20 protein-coding genes are annotated in these 19,994 nt (G+C 65.5%); 12 read left to right on the top strand and 8 right to left on the bottom strand.

Going from position 1 to position 19,994, the window contains the following annotated elements:
- Positions 1 to 31: 31 nt before the first annotated feature.
- Genes AC1DYL_RS18495 through AC1DYL_RS18485 form a run of 3 tightly spaced genes read right to left on the bottom strand, consistent with a single transcriptional unit; the run spans position 32 to position 3,211 of the window.
- Positions 32 to 847 carry a transglutaminase family protein gene (locus AC1DYL_RS18495; protein ID WP_477174306.1) on the bottom strand — a complete coding sequence of 272 codons (816 nt, stop codon included), beginning with the start codon at positions 845 to 847 and terminating at the stop codon, positions 32 to 34.
- Positions 847 to 1,791: an alpha-E domain-containing protein gene (locus AC1DYL_RS18490; protein ID WP_477174305.1), complete on the bottom strand. Its 945-nt coding sequence runs from the start codon at positions 1,789 to 1,791 to the stop codon at positions 847 to 849. The genes AC1DYL_RS18495 and AC1DYL_RS18490 overlap by 1 nt, the downstream gene beginning before the upstream one ends.
- Position 1,792: 1 nt before the next feature.
- Entirely contained in the window at positions 1,793 to 3,211 is a 1,419-nt protein-coding gene (locus AC1DYL_RS18485) for a circularly permuted type 2 ATP-grasp protein (protein WP_477150496.1), read from the bottom strand.
- Positions 3,212 to 3,540: 329 nt separating this feature from the next.
- On the opposite strand from AC1DYL_RS18485, the gene AC1DYL_RS18480 reads away from it, so the two are divergent.
- From AC1DYL_RS18480 to AC1DYL_RS18470, 3 genes are all read left to right on the top strand, one after another.
- Complete coding sequence (locus AC1DYL_RS18480; protein WP_477174304.1) at positions 3,541 to 4,470, top strand: 2-hydroxyacid dehydrogenase; 930 nt, start codon at positions 3,541 to 3,543, stop codon at positions 4,468 to 4,470.
- A 2-nt stretch (positions 4,471 to 4,472) separates the two neighbouring features.
- Positions 4,473 to 5,255: an SDR family NAD(P)-dependent oxidoreductase gene (locus AC1DYL_RS18475; protein WP_477174303.1), complete on the top strand. Its 783-nt coding sequence runs from the start codon at positions 4,473 to 4,475 to the stop codon at positions 5,253 to 5,255.
- A gap of 119 nt (positions 5,256 to 5,374) precedes the next feature.
- Positions 5,375 to 5,782 carry a cyclic nucleotide-binding domain-containing protein gene (locus AC1DYL_RS18470; protein WP_477174302.1) on the top strand — a complete coding sequence of 136 codons (408 nt, stop codon included), beginning with the start codon at positions 5,375 to 5,377 and terminating at the stop codon, positions 5,780 to 5,782.
- A 44-nt stretch (positions 5,783 to 5,826) separates the two neighbouring features.
- Here the strand turns inward: AC1DYL_RS18470 and AC1DYL_RS18465 are convergent, their stop codons facing one another.
- Positions 5,827 to 6,228, bottom strand: a complete 402-nt coding sequence (locus AC1DYL_RS18465) for a DUF1761 domain-containing protein (protein WP_477174301.1) — start codon at positions 6,226 to 6,228, stop codon at positions 5,827 to 5,829.
- A gap of 154 nt (positions 6,229 to 6,382) precedes the next feature.
- On the opposite strand from AC1DYL_RS18465, the gene AC1DYL_RS18460 reads away from it, so the two are divergent.
- Positions 6,383 to 8,029, top strand: coding sequence for an alpha-glucosidase family protein (locus AC1DYL_RS18460; RefSeq protein ID WP_477174300.1), 1,647 nt, complete (start codon positions 6,383 to 6,385; stop codon positions 8,027 to 8,029).
- Positions 8,030 to 8,137: 108 nt separating this feature from the next.
- Positions 8,138 to 8,797 (top strand): outer membrane protein, encoded by a 660-nt coding sequence (locus AC1DYL_RS18455; RefSeq protein ID WP_477174299.1) that lies wholly within the window; start codon positions 8,138 to 8,140, stop codon positions 8,795 to 8,797.
- A 77-nt stretch (positions 8,798 to 8,874) separates the two neighbouring features.
- Here AC1DYL_RS18455 and AC1DYL_RS18450 read toward each other — a convergent pair whose 3' ends face one another.
- The 3 genes from AC1DYL_RS18450 to AC1DYL_RS18440 form a co-directional block, all read right to left on the bottom strand.
- Entirely contained in the window at positions 8,875 to 9,189 is a 315-nt protein-coding gene (locus AC1DYL_RS18450; protein WP_477174298.1) for a hypothetical protein, read from the bottom strand.
- Between the two features lie 54 nt (positions 9,190 to 9,243).
- Complete coding sequence (locus AC1DYL_RS18445) at positions 9,244 to 10,296, bottom strand: AbrB family transcriptional regulator (RefSeq protein ID WP_477174297.1); 1,053 nt, start codon at positions 10,294 to 10,296, stop codon at positions 9,244 to 9,246.
- Between the two features lie 105 nt (positions 10,297 to 10,401).
- On the bottom strand, positions 10,402 to 11,562 hold the full coding sequence (locus AC1DYL_RS18440) for a M20 aminoacylase family protein (protein WP_477150506.1): 1,161 nt from the start codon (positions 11,560 to 11,562) through the stop codon (positions 10,402 to 10,404).
- Between the two features lie 353 nt (positions 11,563 to 11,915).
- Here AC1DYL_RS18440 and AC1DYL_RS18435 point away from each other — a divergent pair, with 353 nt between their 5' ends.
- From AC1DYL_RS18435 to AC1DYL_RS18405, 7 genes are all read left to right on the top strand, one after another.
- The gene (locus AC1DYL_RS18435) at positions 11,916 to 12,674 is read left to right on the top strand and encodes an electron transfer flavoprotein subunit beta/FixA family protein (protein WP_477174296.1); all 759 of its coding nucleotides are present in this window, start codon (positions 11,916 to 11,918) and stop codon (positions 12,672 to 12,674) included.
- The gene (locus AC1DYL_RS18430; protein WP_477174295.1) at positions 12,674 to 13,600 is read left to right on the top strand and encodes an electron transfer flavoprotein subunit alpha/FixB family protein; all 927 of its coding nucleotides are present in this window, start codon (positions 12,674 to 12,676) and stop codon (positions 13,598 to 13,600) included. The genes AC1DYL_RS18435 and AC1DYL_RS18430 overlap by 1 nt, the downstream gene beginning before the upstream one ends.
- A gap of 206 nt (positions 13,601 to 13,806) precedes the next feature.
- Entirely contained in the window at positions 13,807 to 14,991 is a 1,185-nt protein-coding gene (locus tag AC1DYL_RS18425) for an amino acid aminotransferase (protein WP_477174294.1), read from the top strand.
- An 82-nt stretch (positions 14,992 to 15,073) separates the two neighbouring features.
- Positions 15,074 to 15,727, top strand: a complete 654-nt coding sequence (fsa, locus tag AC1DYL_RS18420) for a fructose-6-phosphate aldolase (protein ID WP_477150510.1) — start codon at positions 15,074 to 15,076, stop codon at positions 15,725 to 15,727.
- Positions 15,728 to 15,945: 218 nt separating this feature from the next.
- Positions 15,946 to 17,025, top strand: coding sequence for an Mrp/NBP35 family ATP-binding protein (locus tag AC1DYL_RS18415; RefSeq protein ID WP_477174293.1), 1,080 nt, complete (start codon positions 15,946 to 15,948; stop codon positions 17,023 to 17,025).
- Positions 17,026 to 17,028: 3 nt separating this feature from the next.
- Positions 17,029 to 17,454, top strand: coding sequence for a GNAT family N-acetyltransferase (locus AC1DYL_RS18410; RefSeq protein WP_477174292.1), 426 nt, complete (start codon positions 17,029 to 17,031; stop codon positions 17,452 to 17,454).
- A 280-nt stretch (positions 17,455 to 17,734) separates the two neighbouring features.
- Positions 17,735 to 19,039 carry a GH1 family beta-glucosidase gene (locus AC1DYL_RS18405; RefSeq protein ID WP_477150513.1) on the top strand — a complete coding sequence of 435 codons (1,305 nt, stop codon included), beginning with the start codon at positions 17,735 to 17,737 and terminating at the stop codon, positions 19,037 to 19,039.
- A 111-nt stretch (positions 19,040 to 19,150) separates the two neighbouring features.
- Here AC1DYL_RS18405 and AC1DYL_RS18400 read toward each other — a convergent pair whose 3' ends face one another.
- On the bottom strand, positions 19,151 to 19,957 hold the full coding sequence (locus AC1DYL_RS18400) for a lysozyme inhibitor LprI family protein (protein ID WP_477174291.1): 807 nt from the start codon (positions 19,955 to 19,957) through the stop codon (positions 19,151 to 19,153).
- Positions 19,958 to 19,994 lie beyond the last annotated feature (37 nt).

Below are 19,994 nucleotides of genomic sequence, written 5' to 3'. Positions count from 1 at the left end.
GGAGGCCATGGCCACCGGCCGCAAACGCAGCCTACTGCGCCGCCTCGACCTTCATCGCCAGCACCTGCGGCTCGCCAACTGCGGGGATCGATCGGATCGCCATGGTCGAGACCGCGTCCAGCCCCACCGCCACGCGCACATGCCGGTCGGTCGGGCAGAGGTCCAGCATCGCATCGAACCCGATCCAGCCGAGGCCCTCGTCGAACGCCTCGGCCCAGGCGTGCAGCGTCGCCGGCGCGTCGTCGGAATGGAGATAGCCGGTGGCGTAGCGTGCCGGGATATCGAGGGCCCGCGCCGCGCCGATAAAGGCGTGCGCGTAGTCGGCCGCCGGCGGCCGCATCCCCGGATGCTCCGCCGCGCCCTGCGATTGGCTCTGGCTCTGCCCATCCTGGCTTTGCGTCTGGCTCTCGCCGCCGCCGATCACCTCGGCTACCCGCGCCATCAGCCCGTGCAGCAGCGCGATGCGATCCTGCCCCGTCTTTGGCGCCGTGCGGAACCTGCTCGTGATAGCGCCCGCTGCCTTGGTCAGCGCCGTCGGGCGGCGATACAGCGCCGGAGGAATATCCCCCTGCACGCGGCCGACAACCCCGTTGCGGTCAACCGTCTCCACCACCCCCGACACGTTGATCACCAGCTCGGCCTCGGGCTTCAGCTGGCTCACCAGTTGCGCCTTGTTGCCGAAGGCGTCGACGAATTTCGCCGCCGTGGCAAAGCCGGGCATCTCGATGTTCCACTCGCGCACCGTCTGGGTCGGCCCTGTCGATGGCGTCAGCAGCAGGTGCTGCACGCTGCGGTTGATGCCGGGGCCGAGCGCCAGGCTCATCGAATGTCGGATCGCGATTTTCATCAGTAGAAGTTGTAGCTTTCGGCGAGGGCGTCCGTCATCCGGTTGTTCCGGTCGATGAACTCGGTCAGGAACTCGTGGAGGCCATTTTCGAAGATCTGGTCGACGCTGGTGTTCATCAGCAGCGCCGTCACCGCGTCCGCGGCATCGTGCCCGGCGGTGCGCTCACCGTAGATCTCTTCCAGCATGTCGATGGTCCGGTTGATCCATTGCACGCAGAAGATCAGCGAGCGCGGCATTTCGGGGCGGAGGATCAGGTAGTCGGCAATGTTCCAGGCCTTGTAGCGGTCGTGGTAGACGTGCCGGTAGCTGCGATGCGCCGATGCTGCGCGGAGGATCATCGTCCACTGCTGGATATCGACATCGCCGCCCACCATCGTGGCGCGCGGCAGCAGAACGTAATACTTCATGTCGAGGATACGCGCCGTGTTGTCGGCACGCTCGACGAAGTTGCCGACCTGCGAAAAGGCGTAGCCCGCATCGCGGAGGAACGTCGAGAGCAGGGCGCCACGATAGCGATGGCTCACCTGCTTCACCCAGAACAGCAGTTCCTGGAGTTTGGCGCCCGAGATATCGCGCGGCCGGATCGCCGAGAATTCCAGCCACGCCGCGTTGATCGATTCCCACATTTCGGTGGTCAGCGCGGTGCGCACCGAGCGCGCATTGGTGCGCGCCGCGAGCAGGCATGATTTTACCGAGGAATAGTTCTCCTCGTCGAACAGCATGTAGTGGGCGACGGTCGCGACGTCGGCTATGTCGTGCTTCTTGTTGAAGCCCTCGTCGGCCTCGGCCGCCTGCATCATCGAAACCAGATGTTCCGAAGCGCCGCCTTCGCGCCGCGAAGTGAGGCTCATGCGATAGCCCACCTCGAACATCCGAGCCATGTTTTCGGCCCGCTCGATATAGCGGCTGAGCCAGAAGAGGTTTTGTGCGGTGCGTCCGAGCATCTCAGTCCTCCAGCACCCAGGTGTCCTTGGTGCCGCCGCCCTGCGACGAATTCACCACCAGCGATCCCTTCTTCAACGCCACGCGAGTGAGTCCGCCCGGCGTGATCCGGATGTCGTCGCCGCACAGCACGTACGGCCGCAAATCTACGTGACGCGGCGCGATGCCCTTCTCCACAAACGTCGGGCAGGTGCTCAGCGCCAGCGTCGGCTGGACGATGTAGTTGTCGGGGCGGGCGAGGATCTTCTTGCGGAACTCCTCGCGCATCGCCTTGGTCGAGGCCGGGCCCACCAGCATGCCGTAGCCGCCCGAGCCATGCACCTCCTTCACCACCAGTTCCTCGAGGTGCTCGAGCACATAGGCTCGCTCGTCGTCATTGGTGCAGTTGTAGGTCGGGACGTTCTTTAGCAGCGCCTTCTCGCCGAGGTAGAACTCGATGATCTCGGGCACATAGACATACACCGCCTTGTCGTCGGCGATGCCGGTGCCCGGCGCGTTGACCAGCGTCACGTTGCCGGCCCGATAGGCATCGAACAGCCCCGGCACGCCCAGCATCGAGTCCGGCCGAAAAGTCAGCGGATCGAGGAAATCGTCGTCGATCCGGCGGTAGATCACGTCGACCCGCTCGGGCCCCTTGGTGGTCCGCATGTAGACCTTGCCGCCATCGACGAACAGGTCCTGCCCTTCGCAGAGCTCGGCGCCCATCTGGTCGGCGAGGAACGAGTGCTCGAAATAGGCCGAGTTGTGGATGCCCGGCGTCAGCACCACGAGGTTGGGCGAGCCGTGGATGCCGCCTGGCGCCACGCTCTCCATCGTCCGGCGCAGCGTCTCCGGATAGGTCTCGACCGGCGCCACCTTGTAGCGCTGGAACAGTTCCGGGGCGAGCTGCAGCATCGCCTCGCGGTTCTCCAGCATGTAGCTGACGCCCGAGGGGGTGCGGAGGTTGTCCTCTAGCACGTAGAAATCGTCCGGCCCGGTTCGCACGATGTCGACGCCGATGATGTGCGAATAGACCCCGCGTGCTGGATCGAGCCCCATCATCTCGGGGCAGAACGCCGAGTTGTTGAGGATCAGCTTTTCCGGCACCCGCCCCGCCTTCAGGATCTCCTGGCGGTGGTAGATGTCATAGAGGAACGCGTTGAGCGCTCGCACCCGCTGCTCGATGCCCTTCGACAGCCGCCGCCACTCCATCGCCGAGATGATGCGCGGGATGATGTCGAACGGGATGAGCTTTTCAGTGCCCTGGTCGCTGCCATAGACAGCGAAGGTGATGCCCAGCCGGCGAAACAGGCTCTCGGCGTCAGCCGACATCAGGCCCAGTGCTTGTGGCGGCTGCTCTTTCAGCCACTCTTCCAGGATGTGGTAGGGCGCGCGGACAGAGGCATCCGCATTGGTCATTTCGTCAAACGGCGTTGCGGACATCAACTCCCAAGGGCTTACGGCCTATCCCACTCGCGACTCATTGGTACACGTTTACTGAAGGGCCACAAGCGGGTTAGGTGGCCAAGTCGCTGAGGGAGCGGTGTAGAAAACGCACCCCCACCCCTGTCCCTCCCCACAAAGGGGAGGGAGACGCTCACACCAGCGTCAGTGTTTTGGTCTCCACCCCCTTTGAGGGGAGGGACAGGGTGGGGGGTATCTTCCCGCACCGGCCCATCGGCTCCCATGCCCCCAAGCCGCCATCCCACCAACGTCGCCTTCACCCTCGCGAAAAACTACCATACAACCGTCGCCCAAAGAGGGATGGACTGATGCCGGAAGAGATTCTCCAGATACATAAGCTGCTCGATCGCTGCGAACAGGCGCTGGCGGCGCGCTACACCGTGCACAAGCTGCACGAGGCGGCCGACAAGGACCAGCTCATCAAGGAAATCTCGCCGCGCATCCGCGCCATCGCTGGCGGCAACGTCGATGGCGCTCTGATGGACAGGCTGCCCAAGCTCGAGATCATTGCCAATTTCGGCGTCGGCTACGACTCGATCGACACCAAGGCGGCAAAGCAGCGCAACATCCGCGTCACCAACACCCCGAACGTCCTCAACGACGCCGTGGCCGAGCTCACCCTCGGCCTGATGATCGGCCTAGCGCGCCGCATCCCGCAGGGCGATCAGTTCGTGCGCCAGGGCAAGTGGCCGAAGGGCGGCTTCCCGCTGCTCACCGAGCTCAACGGCAAGACCGTCGGCATTCTCGGGCTGGGCCGCATCGGCAAGGAAATCGCCACCCGCTGCCAGGCCATGAAGATGCGGGTCGTCTATCACGGCCGCTCGCGCCAGCACGACGAGCCCTACATTTTCTATGACCGGCTGGTCGACATGGCCCGCGACAGCGACTGGCTGGTGATCATCGCCCCGGGCGGCAAGGGCACCGAGAAGATCGTCTCGCGCGAAGTGCTCGAAGCGCTCGGCCCCGAGGGCTTCATCGTCAACATGGCCCGCGGCACGCTCATCGACGAAGCCGCCATGCTGGAGCTGCTGACGAACAAGAAGCTCGGCGGCGCGGCGCTCGACGTGTTCGAGAAGGAGCCGCAGGTGCCCGAAGGTTTCTTCAGCCTCGATAATGTCGTCCTCTCGCCCCATCAAGGCAGCGCCACGCACCAGACGCGCAACAAGATGGGCGATCTGGTGGTTGCCAACATCGTCGCGCATTTCGCCGGCGAGCCTCTCCCGAGCGCGGTGGTCTGAACATGCTGATTGATCTGAAGGACAAAGTTGCCATCGTCACCGGCGCCGGCCGCGGGATCGGCCGCGCCATCGCCAAGACTCTCGCCGCCGAGGGCGTCACCGTCGCCATCGTCGATGCCCGGCAGGACCTGCTGGACGACGCCGCGATGGAATGGACCGAGGCCGGCTGGCCCGGGCTTCGCGTTCTTTGCGACGTGCGCGAGGCAGCGCAGGTCACCGCCGCAGTGGGCGCCGTCGACAAGGCCTTCGGCCGCGTCGATATCCTCGTCAACAATGCGGGCGTCGCCGGCGGCGCCCGTGTCGACAAGCTGCCCGAGGAGGTCTGGGACCGCAACTTCGACATCAACGCCAAGGGCACGTTCCTGATGTGCCAGGCGGTGGCTCCGATCATGCAGCGCCAGAATTCCGGCCGTATCCTCAACGCCGCCTCCTTCGCCGCCATCATCCCCTCGATCGGCAGCGCCGCCTACGCGGCGAGCAAATCCGCCGTGGTGCAGTTCACCCGCGTACTGGCCGGCGAGCTCGGTCCGTTCAACGTCACGGTGAACTCCTACTCGCCTGGCATGATCCCCACCGACATGAACGGCTTTGCCGGCCTCCCCGACGCCCGCCAGCAGCGCCTGCTCGACACCCTGACGCTTCGCCGCTGGGGCGACCCGCAGGACGTCGCCAACCTCATCTGCTTCCTCGCCTCGGACCTGGCGGGGTACATCACCGGCACCTCGATCGACTGCTCGGGCGGCAAGTATGCGACGCAGCTGCCATCGGTGGCGTACGAGAGCTGAGGGCAGAGGGCTGACGCACCGAGACGCCGGCGCTTGCCGACCTCCACCGCAAGCGCGTTGACCTCTGAAACGGAGCGGTATTTGCTACGGGTGTGACTTCCGTCAGGGGGAGCGCGCCGATGGAAATAGTCGATCTGCTGAAGCAGACGCCGCTCTTCAGCGAGATGAACGAAGCGGACCTAGAGGAACTGATCCCGTCCACGCGCCTCGAGACCTATGAGCCGGGGCGTGTGATCCTACGGGAGGGACGCGTCGGCGCGGCATTCTTCCTCATCGTTTCCGGAAGCGTTGAAGTCATCAAGGCTCTGGGCAAGCCGGAGGAAAAGGTCGTCAATAGCCTGGGGGCAGGCGACTTTTTCGGTGAGATCGCGAACATGAAGCATTCGACGCGCGTGGCGAGCGTGAGGGCGCTCACCGACACGCAGTGCCTGATGATTCAACGGCTGCACCTTGATTCCTACATCGAGCGGTTCCCGATCGTCCTCGCCAGGGTGGAACGGGCACTCGCCGTCCGCAGCGGCGACTGAGGCTGGCCTCGCGGCCAGCCCGCTGCTCTCGACTGACGGCCAGGCTAGCGCCAAACCGCCAGCAACGCCCCCATCAGCACCAGGGCGATCAGGTTGTTGCCGAGGTTGATGGCGATCAGCTTCAGCGAGCGGTTCTCGTAGCCCCACAGCGACACCATCAGCGTGGCCATGAAGCCAAGCCATACCCAGAAGCCGGCCAGCGCGCCGTTGAGCCAGTCGGTGATACCGGCGCCGACGATGATATTGGCGAGCGCAAACGACATGATCAGCGAGGCGATGACGTCGACCACCATCGCCTTGCCCAGCCCGGCGCGCATCGACTGCGGTGTCACCCCGGTCACCGCCTGCCAGGGTTTCAGGAACAGCGGCGGTGAATACCACGCAAATCCTACCGCCATCCGGATGACGGCGGCGACAAGCACGGCCAACCAGTTGATCGGTAGCATTTTCGAACTCCCCACGGCGCCCCTCGCGCCGGGCTAAATTCTACTGCCGAAGCAAATCGCCCCGCAATTGCCGGGGAACCCATATGTCCTTTAAGCGATTGCCTTTCCGGCGGCCGCTCGCGACAGTGCTGGCCACGTTACGGCGGAGACTTTGATGACGGATTGGTGGCGCGGCGCGGTGATCTATCAGGTCTACCCGCGGTCGTTTCAGGACAGCAACGGCGACGGGATAGGCGACCTGCCGGGCATCATGCGGCGGCTCGATCACATCGCCAGCCTTGGCGTCGATTGCATCTGGCTTTCGCCGATCAACCAGTCGCCGCAGCGCGACATGGGCTACGATGTCTCCGACTACAAGGACGTCGACCGCCTGTTCGGCAGCCTCGAAGACTTCGACGACCTGATCAAGCGCGCCCACGCGCTCGGGCTGAAGGTGATCATCGACCAGGTGCTGTCGCACTCGTCCGACCAGCACCCGTGGTTCCGCGAGAGCAAGCTCAACCGCACCAACACCAAGGCCGACTGGTACGTCTGGGCCGACCCCAAGCGCGATGGCTCGCCGCCTAATAACTGGCCCTCGGTGTTCGGCGGCCGCGCCTGGGAATGGAACCCCTCGCGCGGGCAGTATTACTTCCATAATTTCCTGATCGAGCAGCCCGACCTCAACTTCCACAACCCGGACGTGCAGGATGCGGTGCTCGACGTCATGCGCTTCTGGCTCGAGCGCGGCGTCGATGGCTTCCGCCTCGACACCGTGAACTACTATTTCCAGGACAAGCAGCTCCGCAGCAATCCGCCCGCCCGCCGACCCAAGCACCTGCCTTACGCAGTCAATCCCTACGACATGCAGGACCACAAGTTCGGCAAGAGCCAGCCCGAGAACGTCGCGTTCCTCAAGCGGGTGCGGAAGCTGCTCGACCAGTACCCCGGCACCACCACCGTCGGCGAAGTCGGCGACAGCCATCGCGGCCTGCAGTTGATGGAGGAGTACACCTCCGGCGGCGACAAGCTGCACATGGCCTACACCTTCGACATGCTCGGCCCCGAATTCACCGCCGAGCATTTCCGCACCAAGATGGCGAAGTTCTTTGCCGGCGCCCCGAACGGCTGGCCGTGCTGGAGCTTTTCCAACCACGACGTCAACCGGCACATGACGCGCTGGGCGCCGTACTCGCAGAACCCCGCCGATCTGGCGCGGCAGGCCGCCGCGATGCTGCTGAGCTTCAAGGGCTCGGTCTGCCTCTACCAGGGCGAGGAACTGGGGCTGCCCGAAGCCGACATCCTGTTCGAGGAACTGACCGACCCGCCGGGCATCCGCTTCTGGCCCGAATACAAGGGTCGCGACGGTGCCCGCACGCCGATGCCATGGGACGAGGGCGACGCGCCCAACGGCTTTTCGAACGTGAAGCCGTGGCTGCCGGTGAAACCGAACCACTCGGCGCTTAACGTCGCGGGCCAGAACGCCGACCCCGACTCGACGCTCAACTTCTACCGCAAGGCGCTGGCCTTCCGCCGCGCCCACCCGGTCTTCGCCTCGGGCGACATCGAGTTCCTGAAAGTCTCCGAACCGCTGCTCGCCTTCCGCCGCACCGGCAAGGACGGCGCCGTCACCTGCCTGTTCAATCTATCCGCCGACCCGATCACCGTAACACTCGACGGCGGCGAAGGCTTCGAGCCGCTGGACCTGTCGCACGGCGCGGAACGCAAGAAGAGCAGGCTGAAGCTCGCCGCCAACGGCTTTGCATTCTTCGCGACCAGCGAGTTGAAAGTGGCGTTCGGCGGCCGGCGGAGGCGGCCATAGTTACTGACCTGTAAATCCACGCAATTCTATCATTGTTGCTGCGCTGCTACAGACTTCCGCCCAGAATTGGCTACTATGTGGCCATCAAATTTCTCGCTTGGGTGCAAGATGCTTTCTCGTATTGCGATGGGCGCCGTAGTCGCCTTGCTGTCGACGTCCGCCATGGCAGCGGACCTCATCATCGATGAACCGGCCGCCGTCATTCCGACCTCCGCCTTCGACTGGTCGGGCTTCTACGTCGGTGCTCACGCCGGCTGGGCCAGCGGCTCTGTGCTGGCCGATCCTATCGACGCGCCGGACGAGACGACCGCCACGGGTTGGCTGCTCGGCGTGCAGGCTGGTGCCAACGCCCAGTTCGACACCTTCGTGCTCGGCGTTGAAGGCGACATCGCCTGGACCAACATCACCAACGAAGACGAAATCCTGCCCGCTGGTGCCCCCTATGGCCTGACCGACGTCAATTGGCTGGGCAGCCTCCGTGGCCGCGCCGGCGTCGCGTTCGACCAGGTGCTGCTCTACGCCACTGCCGGTATCGCGGGTGCCGGTGTCACCTTCAACGACCTCGACGGCATCGATCCGGCGTCGGACGGAACGCACTTCGGCTGGACGGCTGGTGTCGGTGTTGAAGTTGCTGTGACCGAAAACGTGTCGGTGAAGGCAGAGTATCTCTACTACGATCTCGGCGCGGTGACCTACAACGACGGCACGCCCGACGACGTCTCGTTCAATCTGCATACCATCAAGGCCGGCGTGAACTTCCACTTCTAAGGTTCAGCCGACGCCAAATCAAAAGCCCCGTCTGCTAGGCAGGTGGGGCTTTTTCTATTCGCCGATGTGACGGACCCTCAGTCCACCTGTTCCCACGTGTCGGGATCATAATAATCGCTGTGCCACGACCCATCCGGGTACTGCACGAAGGCCTCGATGCAGCCGTCCGACGCCTTGCTGACCGAGCGGGCGATGACGCCGCGCTTGCGCAGTTCCATCATGGCGATGTCGTGGTCGAAGCTGTCGCCGCCCTTCTTGCCGCCGATCGAGAAGCCGAACTCCACCGTCAGCCCCGGCCGGCTGCCGTTCAGGTCGCAGTTCTCGCGTGCCAGTGCCGGGGTAACGGCCGCAACGCCGCAAGCAAGGGTGGCAATGATCAGCTGACGCAACATCTGTTTCTCCATGAATGGCAGGCGCTTAGCCGCTGATTTTGGCAATTGCATGCCCTAGGGCAGGTCTTTCTCGCGCACCAGCATGGCGACCACGGGAATGGCGAAGGTGAGCAGCAGCAGCCGGCTCACGTGATGCGCCGCGATGAACGCCGTGTCGAACCCGAGCGCGATGCCCAGCGCGCCCATGCCCTCGAGCGCCCCCGGCGATAGCCCCAGCCAGATCTGCCCGAACGGCATGTCGACGAACGGCGCCACCGCGAACGTCACCAGCGTGCAGATGCCCACGGTCAGCGCCGTGCCGGCCAGCCCGCCGATCGCCGCCTGCTTGAACTCGTCGCGGCTGATGCCATTGAAGCGCGAGCCGATCAGCGCCCCGATCAGGATGAATGTGCCGATCAGCACCGGCAGCGGCACCGCGCCCTCGAACCAGCCGGCGAACTTGGCGGTGATCGACGCCGCCATGGCGCCAAGCGCATAGCCGGCCGGGATCCTGAGCCTGGTGAAAATGAACCCGGTAATGGCACACCCGACCGCCATGAGCGCCAGCGTGTCGTACCCCATCGGCGCCGCTCCCGGCCCGCCGCTATGCTGCCCGAGCGGCAGGAATAGCGCGCCGATCGGCACGCAGATCGTCAGCATCAGGATGCGGATCACCTGGATGATGATGATCTGCCGCGTATCGCCGACCCCCGCCGCGGCGATTGCCATCACGAAGCTCAAGTGCCCGGGGAACGAGCTGAGGTACGCCGTGCCCCGGTCGAGCCCGAAGAGCTTGCGCAGCAGATAGCCGGTGAGCGAGATGATCAGGATCAGCTCCACCACCAGCGCCGCCAGCGTCACCGGCCACTGCACCATCAGCGCCAGCGAATCGCGCGCGACGCTCGCGCCCATCGATAGCCCGGTGAACACGAACGCTGCGTCGCGCAGCCAGTTGGGCAGCATCACCTTGGCGCCCAGCAGCGCCGCGATCGCCACCGCCAGGGCCCCGCCCATCAGCCACGCGCCGGGCAGGCTGAGCGCCGCCGCGACGCCGCCGCCGGCCGCCGAGATCAGCAATGTCACGAACGTCCGGCGGGCAACCGTGCCAGCGGCAAGGGGGGCGGTCATATGGCGTGGGGAATCGAGATGGCTAGGACGCTAACTATCCACGAGTCGGCGGGGTGGGGAAAGCGATCCATTCGGAGGTAGGTGCGGACCCCCACCCCTGTCCCGTCACCCCTGCGACGTGCCCTCGACCAGCTTCACCCAGTAGCTCACCCCCGCCGGAATGATCTCGTCGTTGAAGTCGTAGGTGTCGCTGTGCAGTTGCGAGGTTGGCCCGTTGCCGAGGAAGATGAAGGCCCCCGGCCGCGCCTGCAGCATGTATGAGAAGTCCTCGCCGCCCATCGTCGGGTCGACGCCGGTGTTCACATTGTCGGCCCCGGCCACCGCGCCTGCCACCTCGGCGGCATAGGCGGTCTGGTCGGCCGCGTTCACCGTCACCGGATAGCCGCGCCGGTAGGTCACCTCGGCCTTGGCGCCAAAGGTCGCGGCGAGCTGCTGGCTCACCGATTTCAGCCGCGCTTCCATCAGGTCGCGCACCGCCTCGTCGAGTGTCCGCACCGTGCCGGTCAGTTGCACGCTCTGCGGGATGATGTTGAACGCCTCGCCGGCCCGCATCATGGTGACCGACAGCACCGCGGAGCGCATCGGGTCGACGTTGCGCGAGACGATCGTCTGCAACGCGACAATCAGCTGCGCCGCGATCATCACTGGATCGACGGTGTTCTGCGGAAACGCCGCGTGGCCGCCCTGGCCCTCGACTGTGATCTTGAACTCGTCGCTCGCCGCCATGATGCCACCGGTGCGGATGGCGAAATGGCCGGCAGGCGTCCCCGGCATGTTGTGCATGCCATAGACCTCTTCGATGCCGAAGCGGTCCATCATCCCCTCCTGCACCATCATCCGGCCACCGGCGCCACCCTCTTCGGCTGGCTGGAAGATCACCACCGCGTTGCCGTCGAAATTGCGCGTCTCGGCGAGATATTTCGCCGCGCCCAGCAGCATCGCGGTGTGCCCGTCATGCCCGCAGGCATGCATGCGGCCCGATGTCCCGCTTGCATAGGGCTTATCGGTCCGCTCGGCGATCGGCAGCGCATCCATGTCGGCGCGCAGCCCGATGGTCTTGCCCGGTCCACGCCCCTTGATCACCCCGACCACGCCGGTTTTCGCGATCCCGGTCACCACTTCGTCGACGCCGAACGAGCGCAACAGCTCGGCAACTTTCCCCGAGGTGCGGGGCAGGTCGTACAGAAGTTCGGGGTGAACGTGGAAGTCGCGGCGCCATTCGGCGACCTCGTCGGCGAATTCCGCGATACGGTTGATAACGGGCATGAAGAACCTGAACGCTAGTAAGGCGACAATGTGCGGGGTGCAGGGTAGGGGCGTCAACCCGGCAGACGTCGCAAGGGCGCAATCGTCTGCCATAGGCACTGAGTTCCAAAGACACCCCCACCCCTGTCCCCTCCCCGCAAGGGGGAGGGAGACGGCCGCACTGGCGTCGGTGTTTTGGTCTCCCTCCCCCTTGCGGGGAGGGGACGGGGGTGGGGGTACTCTTCCCGCACCGGCCTATCGGCGCTGAGGCACGCCATTCTCCCTAACCCCCTTCCTAGTAGTCAGAAATTCCCCGCCCGAACTTGCCCCTCCCCGCCATATTTGCCAAACACCCGGCAACACCGGAGGAACCGATGAAAATCCTCGTTGCCGTCAAGCGCGTTGTCGATCACGCGGTGCGTGTCCGCGTCCGCCCCGATGGGTCGGGCGTCGAGACCGAGAACGTGCGCATGTCGATGAACCCCTTCGACAAGCACGCCGTCGAGGCGGCTGTGCAGTTGGCCGAAGCCGGGCACGCGACTGAAATCGTCGTCGTCTCCATCGGCCCCAAGCAGAGCAACGACGTCATCCTCACCGCCCTCGCCATGGGCGCTCATCGCGGTCTCCTGATCGAGGCTGATGGCCGGGTTGAAACCCTCGCGGTGGCCAAGCTCCTCAAGGCCGTCGTCGCGGAGGAAAAGCCCGATCTGGTGCTGCTCGGCAAGCAAGCCGTGGATGACGATTCCAACCAGGTCGGCCAAATGCTCGCCGGGCTGCTCGACTGGCCGCAGGCGACCTTCGCCTCCGAGATCAAGGTCGTGGGCGATGGCCTCGAAGTCACCCGCGAGGTCGACTACGGCCGCGCCACGGTGGGTGTCTCGCTCCCCGCCATCGTCACCGCCGATCTTCGCCTCAACACGCCGCGCAACGCCGCGCTGCCGATGGTGATGAAGGCCCGCCAGAAGCCGCTGGCCGTGCGCCCCGCCGCCGAGTTCGGCGTCGATCTCACGCCGCGCCTGAAGCTCGAAAAGGTCAGCCCGCCCGCCGAGCGCGTCGCCGGTCGCAAGGTCGCCACATCGGCCGAGCTGACGGCCGCAATCAAGTCCGAATTGTCCGAGCTGGAGGCGCTCTGATGGCCGTATTGGTTCTCGCCGAACACGACCTCGGCACGCTCTCCGCCGCCACCGCCCGCATCGTCGCCGCCGCCGAAAAGCTCGGCCCGGTCGATGTTCTGGTCGCCGGGCAGGGCGTCTCCGCCGTTGCTGCCGAAGCGGCCAAGCTCGCCGGCGTCGAAAAGGTGCTCGTCGCCGACAGCGCTGCCCTCGCTAGCCTGTCCCCCGAGGCCGTCGCCGCGCTGCTTGCCCGCCTCGCCGAGCCCTACACCCACATCGCCGCCGCCGCTGCCTCCACCGGCCGCGACGCCATCCCGCGCCTTGCCGCCAAGCTCGACCTGATGCCGATCACCGACGTCGTCGCCATCCACGGCCCGACCCGTTTCGATCGTCCGATCTACGCCGGCAACGCTATCGAGACCGTCTCGTCCGGCCAAGCCAAGCACCTCCTCACCATCCGCGCCTCGGCCTTCCGCCCCGCCGCCTCGGGCAATAGTGCCCCGGTCCACGCGGTCGATGGCGACGTCGCCGCAGTGGCGCGTTTCATCGCCGCACACCGCACCGAGAGCGACCTGCCGGACCTCTCGACCGCCCAGATCGTGGTCGCCGGTGGCGTCAGCTTCGGTTCGGCCGAAAAGTTCGCGCTGGTCTCCGATCTGGCGAAAGCCCTCGGCGCCGCGGTCGGCGCGACCCGCGCCGCCGTCGATGCCGGCTACGCCCCCAACGACTGGCAGGTCGGCCAGACTGGCAAGATCATCGCCCCCGACCTCTACATCGCCATCGGCATCTCGGGCGCCCTGCAGCACCTCGCCGGCATCCAGGGCGCCAAGAAGATCATCGCCATCAACAAGGACCCCGAGGCGCCGCTGATGAAGATCGCGGACATCGCGCTGGTCGGGGACCTGTTCGAGGTGGTGCCGCAGTTGATTGCGGGGTTGAAACGCTGACGAACAGGCCGGTGCGGGGAACATACCCCCACCCCTGTCCCCTCCCCGCAAGACCAAAACACCGGCGCCGGTGTGAGCGTCACCTCCCCCCCTTGCGGTGGAGGGACAGGGTGGGGGTACTCTTCCCGCTCAGACCATCCGCCCCGTTGCAATTCCCCCGCTACCGCCTATAAACACCCCGCCCTCGTTTTCCCCGGACATGACTGATGTTTGAGACCCTCAAGAAGGCCACGCTCGACAAGATTTTCGTGCTGATGGCCGAGTATGCCGCCGATCCCCGCGATGGAAAGATCGATCTCGGCGTCGGCGTCTACAAAGATCCGAAGGGCGTCACGCCCGTCATGTCGTCGGTGAAAAAGGCCGAGCAGCGCATCCTCGATAGCGCCAAGACCAAGACCTACAAGGGTGTGGTCGGCAACAAGGAATTCTCCGCCGCCATCGTCGATCTGGCGCTGGGTGGCGTGGTTGACCAGAAGCGCATCCGCTGCGTCAACGGTGCCGGCGGTACCGGTGCGCTGTCGATCCTGATGAACGTCCTCGGTCGCGCCCGGCCGAAGGGCCGTATCTTCATTTCCGATCCGAGCTGGCCGAACCATTGGCCGATGGCCGAACTCGCCGGCCTTACCCCGGTCTACTACCCGTATTTCGACCACAAGACCCGCGTCGTCGATTTCCCGGCGATGCTCGCCGCGCTCGACAAGTTGAACTCCGACGACATCGTGCTGCTGCATGGTTGCTGCCATAACCCGACCGGCGCCAGCCTCACCAATGCGCAGTGGGACCAGGTGGTCGAGAGCCTGAAGCGCACCGGCGCCTTCCCGCTGGTCGATCTCGCCTATCTCGGCTTCGGCGATGGGCTTGAGGCCGACGCCTATGGTGTGCGCAAGGTCGTGTCCTCTGTGCCCGAGTCGATGGTCGCCTTCTCGGCGTCGAAGAACTTCGGCCTCTACCGCGAGCGTGCCGGCGTCGCCATCGCGATTGCCAAGGACTCCGAGTCCGCCGACGTCGTCTCCTCGCAGATGCAGAACGTCATCCGCGCCACCATCAGCCAGACCCCCGACCATGGCGCCGAAATCGTCCGCGTCATCCTCGAGGACAAGGAACTGCGCGCCGAATGGGAAGCCGAACTGACCGAGATGCGGGAACGCATGAAGCGCCTGCGCGTCAAACTCGCCGACGCCATCCGCCAGCGGTCCAACAGCAAGGACTTCGATTTCATCGCCGAGCACACCGGCATGTTCTCGCTGCTCGGGCTGCCCGAGGATGTCGTCACCAAGCTCAAGCTGGACGACGGCATCTACATGATCAACGACAGTCGCATCAACGTCGCGGGAATCCCCGAGGATCGCATCGGCGAGTTGGCCGACAAGATGCTCGCTGCTATTCGCTGAAGACCTGCCGCGGCCTTGCTCCGCGCCGGAAATTGACTACCTATTAGGCAGACAAATAACGCTGTTTCCTGGAGGAAACCCAATGAAGTTCTTCGTCGATACCGCCGAGATCAAGGACATCCGCGATCTCTATGAAACCGGCCTTCTGGACGGGGTGACGACGAATCCCTCGCTGATCGCCAAGTCCGGCCGCCAGTTCAAGGACGTGATCAAGGAGATCTGCTCGATCGTCCCCGGCCCGGTCTCGGCCGAAGTCGCCGCCACCGACTATGACGGCATGATCGCCGAGGGCCATGTGCTGGCCAAGCTCGCCGAGAACGTCGTCGTGAAGGTCCCGCTGACCATCGATGGCCTCAAGGCCACCAAGACCTTCTCCAAGGAAGGCATCAAGACCAACGTCACGCTCTGCTTCTCGCCCAACCAGGCGCTGCTCGCGGCCAAGGTCGGCGCCACCTACATCTCCCCGTTCATCGGCCGCCTTGATGACATCAACGCCGATGGCGTGGAGCTGATCGAGAACATCCGCACGATCTACGACAACTACTCCTTCGCCACCGAGATCCTCGCGGCCTCGATCCGCACCCCGAACCACATCACCGAAGTGGCCCTCGCCGGGGCCGACGTCGCCACCATCCCGCCGGCGGTGATCTACAAGCTGGCCGACCACCCGCTGACCAAGTCGGGGCTTGAGGCGTTCGTGAAGGACTGGAAGAGCACGGGCCAGTCGATCCTCTGATCTGACACCGGGCTGCAACGGACCGCCTTCTCCCCTTGTGGGAGAAGGTGCCCGAAGGGCGGATGAGGGGCCTTTCTCCCCCAACTCCGGTCGCTCGTCGCTTCGCTCGGCGCGCGCAATCTGCGATTGCGACCCCTCATCCGGCGCTGCGCGCCACCTTCTCCCACAAGGGGAGAAGGGTAAGTGGGGCCCGCCCAAGCTCATGAGGCAAGTCACCAATGGCCAATGAACTCATCGCCAGCGCCGTCCGCAACGCGCTCGCGTCCGTGGAAATCCCCGGCGGCGGCGAACTCGCGGGCTATGGCGGGCTGAGCGAGATCATCGTCACCACCGGCGCCGTGGCCTTCGCCATCTCCGTCGCCCCGGGCATGGAGGCCGCCTTCGGCCCCGCCCGCGAGGCCGCGCAGCATGCTGCCGAAAAGGTCGCCGAGGGCCGCAAGGTCATGGTGTCGCTGACCTCCGACCGCGCCCAGGCCGCCACCGGCCAGGCCAAGGCACAGGGCCGCCCCGGCCCGCCGCCGCGCGAAGCCGTCCCCGGCGTCCGCCACATCATCGCCGTCGGCTCCGGCAAGGGGGGCGTCGGCAAATCCACCGTCGCCGTCAATCTGGCGCTCGGCTTCGCCGCCGAGGGCCTGCGCACCGGCATCCTCGACGCCGATCTTTACGGTCCGTCGATCCCGAAGCTCCTCGGCCTCGAAGGCAAGCCCGCCGTCCGCGACGACGGCATCTTCGCCCCGCATGAGGCCTACGGCCTCCGCGCCATGTCGATCGGCTCGATGCTCACCGCCAACCAGGCAGTGGTGTGGCGCGGCCCGATGGCCACCTCCGCCCTCCGCCAGCTGCTGCGCGAGAGCGATTGGGGTGGCCTCGACGTGCTCGTCGTCGACCTGCCGCCCGGCACCGGCGACATCCAGATTTCGCTGGTGCAACAGGTGCCACTGCTCGGCGCCGTCATCGTCTCCACCCCGCAGGACCTGGCGCTGATCGACGCCAAGAAAGCGATGGACATGCTGCTGCGCACCGGCGTGCCGATCCTCGGCCTGATCGAAAACATGAGCTACTTCGTCGCTCCGGACACCGGCAACCGCTACGACATCTTCGGCCACGGCGGCGCCCGCCAGGCCGCCTCGACCTTCGACATCCCGTTCCTTGGCGAAATCCCACTGGTGATGTCGATCCGCGAAAGCTCGGACGCCGGTAAGCCCGTCGTCGCCACCGACCCCGCTGGCCCCGAGGCCCAGGCCTTCCGCGGCATCATCCGCACCCTCCTCGACGCCAACCCGCAGCTCAAACCTTGAGCCATGCTGTCGATCCGGCTCGCCACCGCGGCTGACATCGACGCCGTCGTCGGCATCGCGCCCGCCGGCGCCGAGCGCCGCGAAGCCATCGCCGAGTGGGTCCACGCCGGCGAGTGCCACATCGCCTGGCGCGAGGATTTCGCCGCCGGCTACGTCGTCCTCACCCGCAGCTTCTTCCGCTCCCCATTCATCGAAATGCTGGTGGTTTCGCCCACCGCCCGCCGACAGGGCATCGGCCGCGCCCTGATCGAGCACTGCATCGCGCTCACCCCGCCTGATCAGAAGCTCTGGACCTCGACCAACGAGTCCAACACCCCGATGCGGAACCTGTTGCCGCAACTCGGCTTCATCCAGACCGGCATGTTCGAACACCTCGATCCCGGCGACCCCGAGCTGATCTTCCTGCGCTGGCCGCAAGCTCACCCCTGATTGAGAAGCCGGCGCGGGACGATATCCCCACCCTATCCCTCCCCCGGAGGAGACGCTCCCACCGACGTTATTGTCTTGCTCTCCCTCCCCCTTGCGGGGAGGGGGACAGGGGTGGGGGTATCTTTCAGCCACGATGAGAGAGGCGCTCACCCTCCCCATGGTGACACATCCCCTCCGCGCTGTTATGCAATCGATTACATTGATCCGCTGACGTCGAGAATCGGCCCCGCGGGACGACCGCAACGAGCGCAACAGCGCCGCCCTGTTGAGGAGAGACTTCTTGTTTTCGATTTCGCGTGACGAACTCGGCCCGAACTTCACTTTCGGCGCCGCCACCGCTGCCTACCAGATCGAGGGCGGCCAGACAGATGGCCGCGGCACCTCCATCTGGGACACCTTCTCGGCCACCCCCGGCAACGTGAAGAACCTCGATAGCGGCGCCATCGCCTGCGACCACTACAACCGCTGGCCCGGCGACCTCGACCTGATCCGCGACGGCGGCTTCGACGCCTACCGCTTCTCCTTCGCCTGGCCGCGCCTGATCCCCGAGGGCATCGGCGCCGTGAACCAGCAGGGCCTCGATTTCTACGATCGCCTCATCGATGGCATGCTCGAACGCGGCATCAAGCCCTACGCCACGCTCTACCACTGGGACCTCCCCAGCACCCTGCAGGACAAGGGCGGTTGGATGAACCGCGACATCGCCAGCTGGTTCGCCGAGTACGCTGCGCTGGTCGGCCACCACTTCGGCGATCGCCTGCACGCCACCGCCACCATCAACGAGCCGTGGTGCGTCGCCTTCCTCAGCCACATGCTCGGCATCCACGCCCCCGGCTATCGCGACCTCCGCGCCGCTGCCCGTGCCATGCACCACGTGCTGTTCGCCCACGGCACCGCGATCGACGCGCTGCGCGGCGAAGGCGTGAAGAACCTCGGCATCGTGCTCAACCTCGAAAAGGCCGAAGCCGCCTCCGACAAGCCCGAGGACCTCGAGGCGCAGAACCTCGGCGACGCCACCTTCAACCGCTGGTACCTCGATGGCGTGTTCAAGGGCCGCTACCCCGAGGAACTCACCAGCCGCCTCGCGCCCTACCTGCCGGTGGGTTTCGAGAAGGACATGGAAGTCGTCTCCCGCCCGCTCGATTGGCTGGGCATCAACTACTACACGCGCGGCATCTACGCGGCCGGCCCCAAGGGCCTGTTCGGCGCCGAACGCCGCTCCGGCGATCTCGAGCGCAGCGATCTCGGCTGGGAAATCTACCCCAAGGGCCTCGAAGACCTGCTGGTGCGCGTCAACCGCGACTACACCAAGCTGCCGCTCTACGTCACCGAGACCGGCATGAGCGAGACCAACGACGAGCGCCGGGTGAAGTTCTACGACGATCACCTGCGCGCCGTCGCCAACGCGCAGGGGCAGGGCGCCGATGTCAGGGGCTTCTTCGCCTGGTCGTTGCTCGACAACTACGAGTGGGCCGAAGGCTACACCTCCCGCTTCGGCATCGTACACGTGGACTACGAGACCCAGGTCCGGACGCCCAAGGGCAGCTACCGCGCCTTCCAGGGCATGCTGCACAACACCCGCTGAGGACCATCAGCCAGTGCCTTCTCCCGTTGTGGGAAAGGTGCCCGAAGGGCGGATGAGGGGTGGTCCTCCCCTGCGAAGCGAGGGGATCACGGAGAGGCTGGCGCGCGCCCCCTACATCGCCGGCGCCGGCTGCGCCGCATACGTCACCGCATGCTTCCCATCCACCCAGGCGTAACTCGCCCAGCATGCGTCCTCAGCGGCGGCCTTCGGGCAGTTGCTGGCGTCCACCCACACCTTGGCAACCGTTCCGGCCTCCGACTGCACCAGCGTCGGCATGCCGCCCATTGCCTCGATCGGCTCGGCGAACCCATCCCGAGACACCGCGATATCGATCTGGCATCCGCCATTGCCGCAGAACGCCGTCGCAGTGGTGCTGCACTGCAGGTTCTGCGGGTTGAGCAGATAGTCGGCAATCCCGTCACCATCGAGGTCGGTGCTCATCATCAGCGGCCGGTTGGCCCCGGCGGCCAGCGAGCCGCCAAGCTTGGTGCATTGGTCGGCATAGCCGGCAATGATCGTCTCGATGCCCGGAGGCACGGGAACGGTCACCGGCGGGGTGTTGTTCTGCAGGTCGAAGAACTGCTTCATCGACACCTCGATGCTCTCCCTCAGCGTCGCGATGCGCGCCGTGTAGACCTTGCGCAGGCAGGTGAGATCGGCGCCGCATTTGCCGCGCTCTGCGAGGAATGCCTCGGCATCGTCGTGCCGCGCCCCGCTCGATCCCATCAGCATCGGCACCCTGTCGTAGGCAAAGAACAATCCGGCCATCTCGCTGTCGAGCGCCGAGGTTACGCCATCCTGGCACACCGCCTTCTCGTCGGGCGCCGTCGCCTTGCTGCAATCGAAGCTCGCCGCCTGTGCCGGTGCGGCAACGAGCAGCAGAAACACCATCCCCATCAGGCCCAGAAATGCGCGCATAATTTCACCTGCCGAATGTAAGTTATTCGAGATACTA

This window comes from Devosia sp. P1_H9, assembly GCF_056405135.1.
This window is presented reverse-complemented; position numbering and strand designations above follow the sequence as displayed.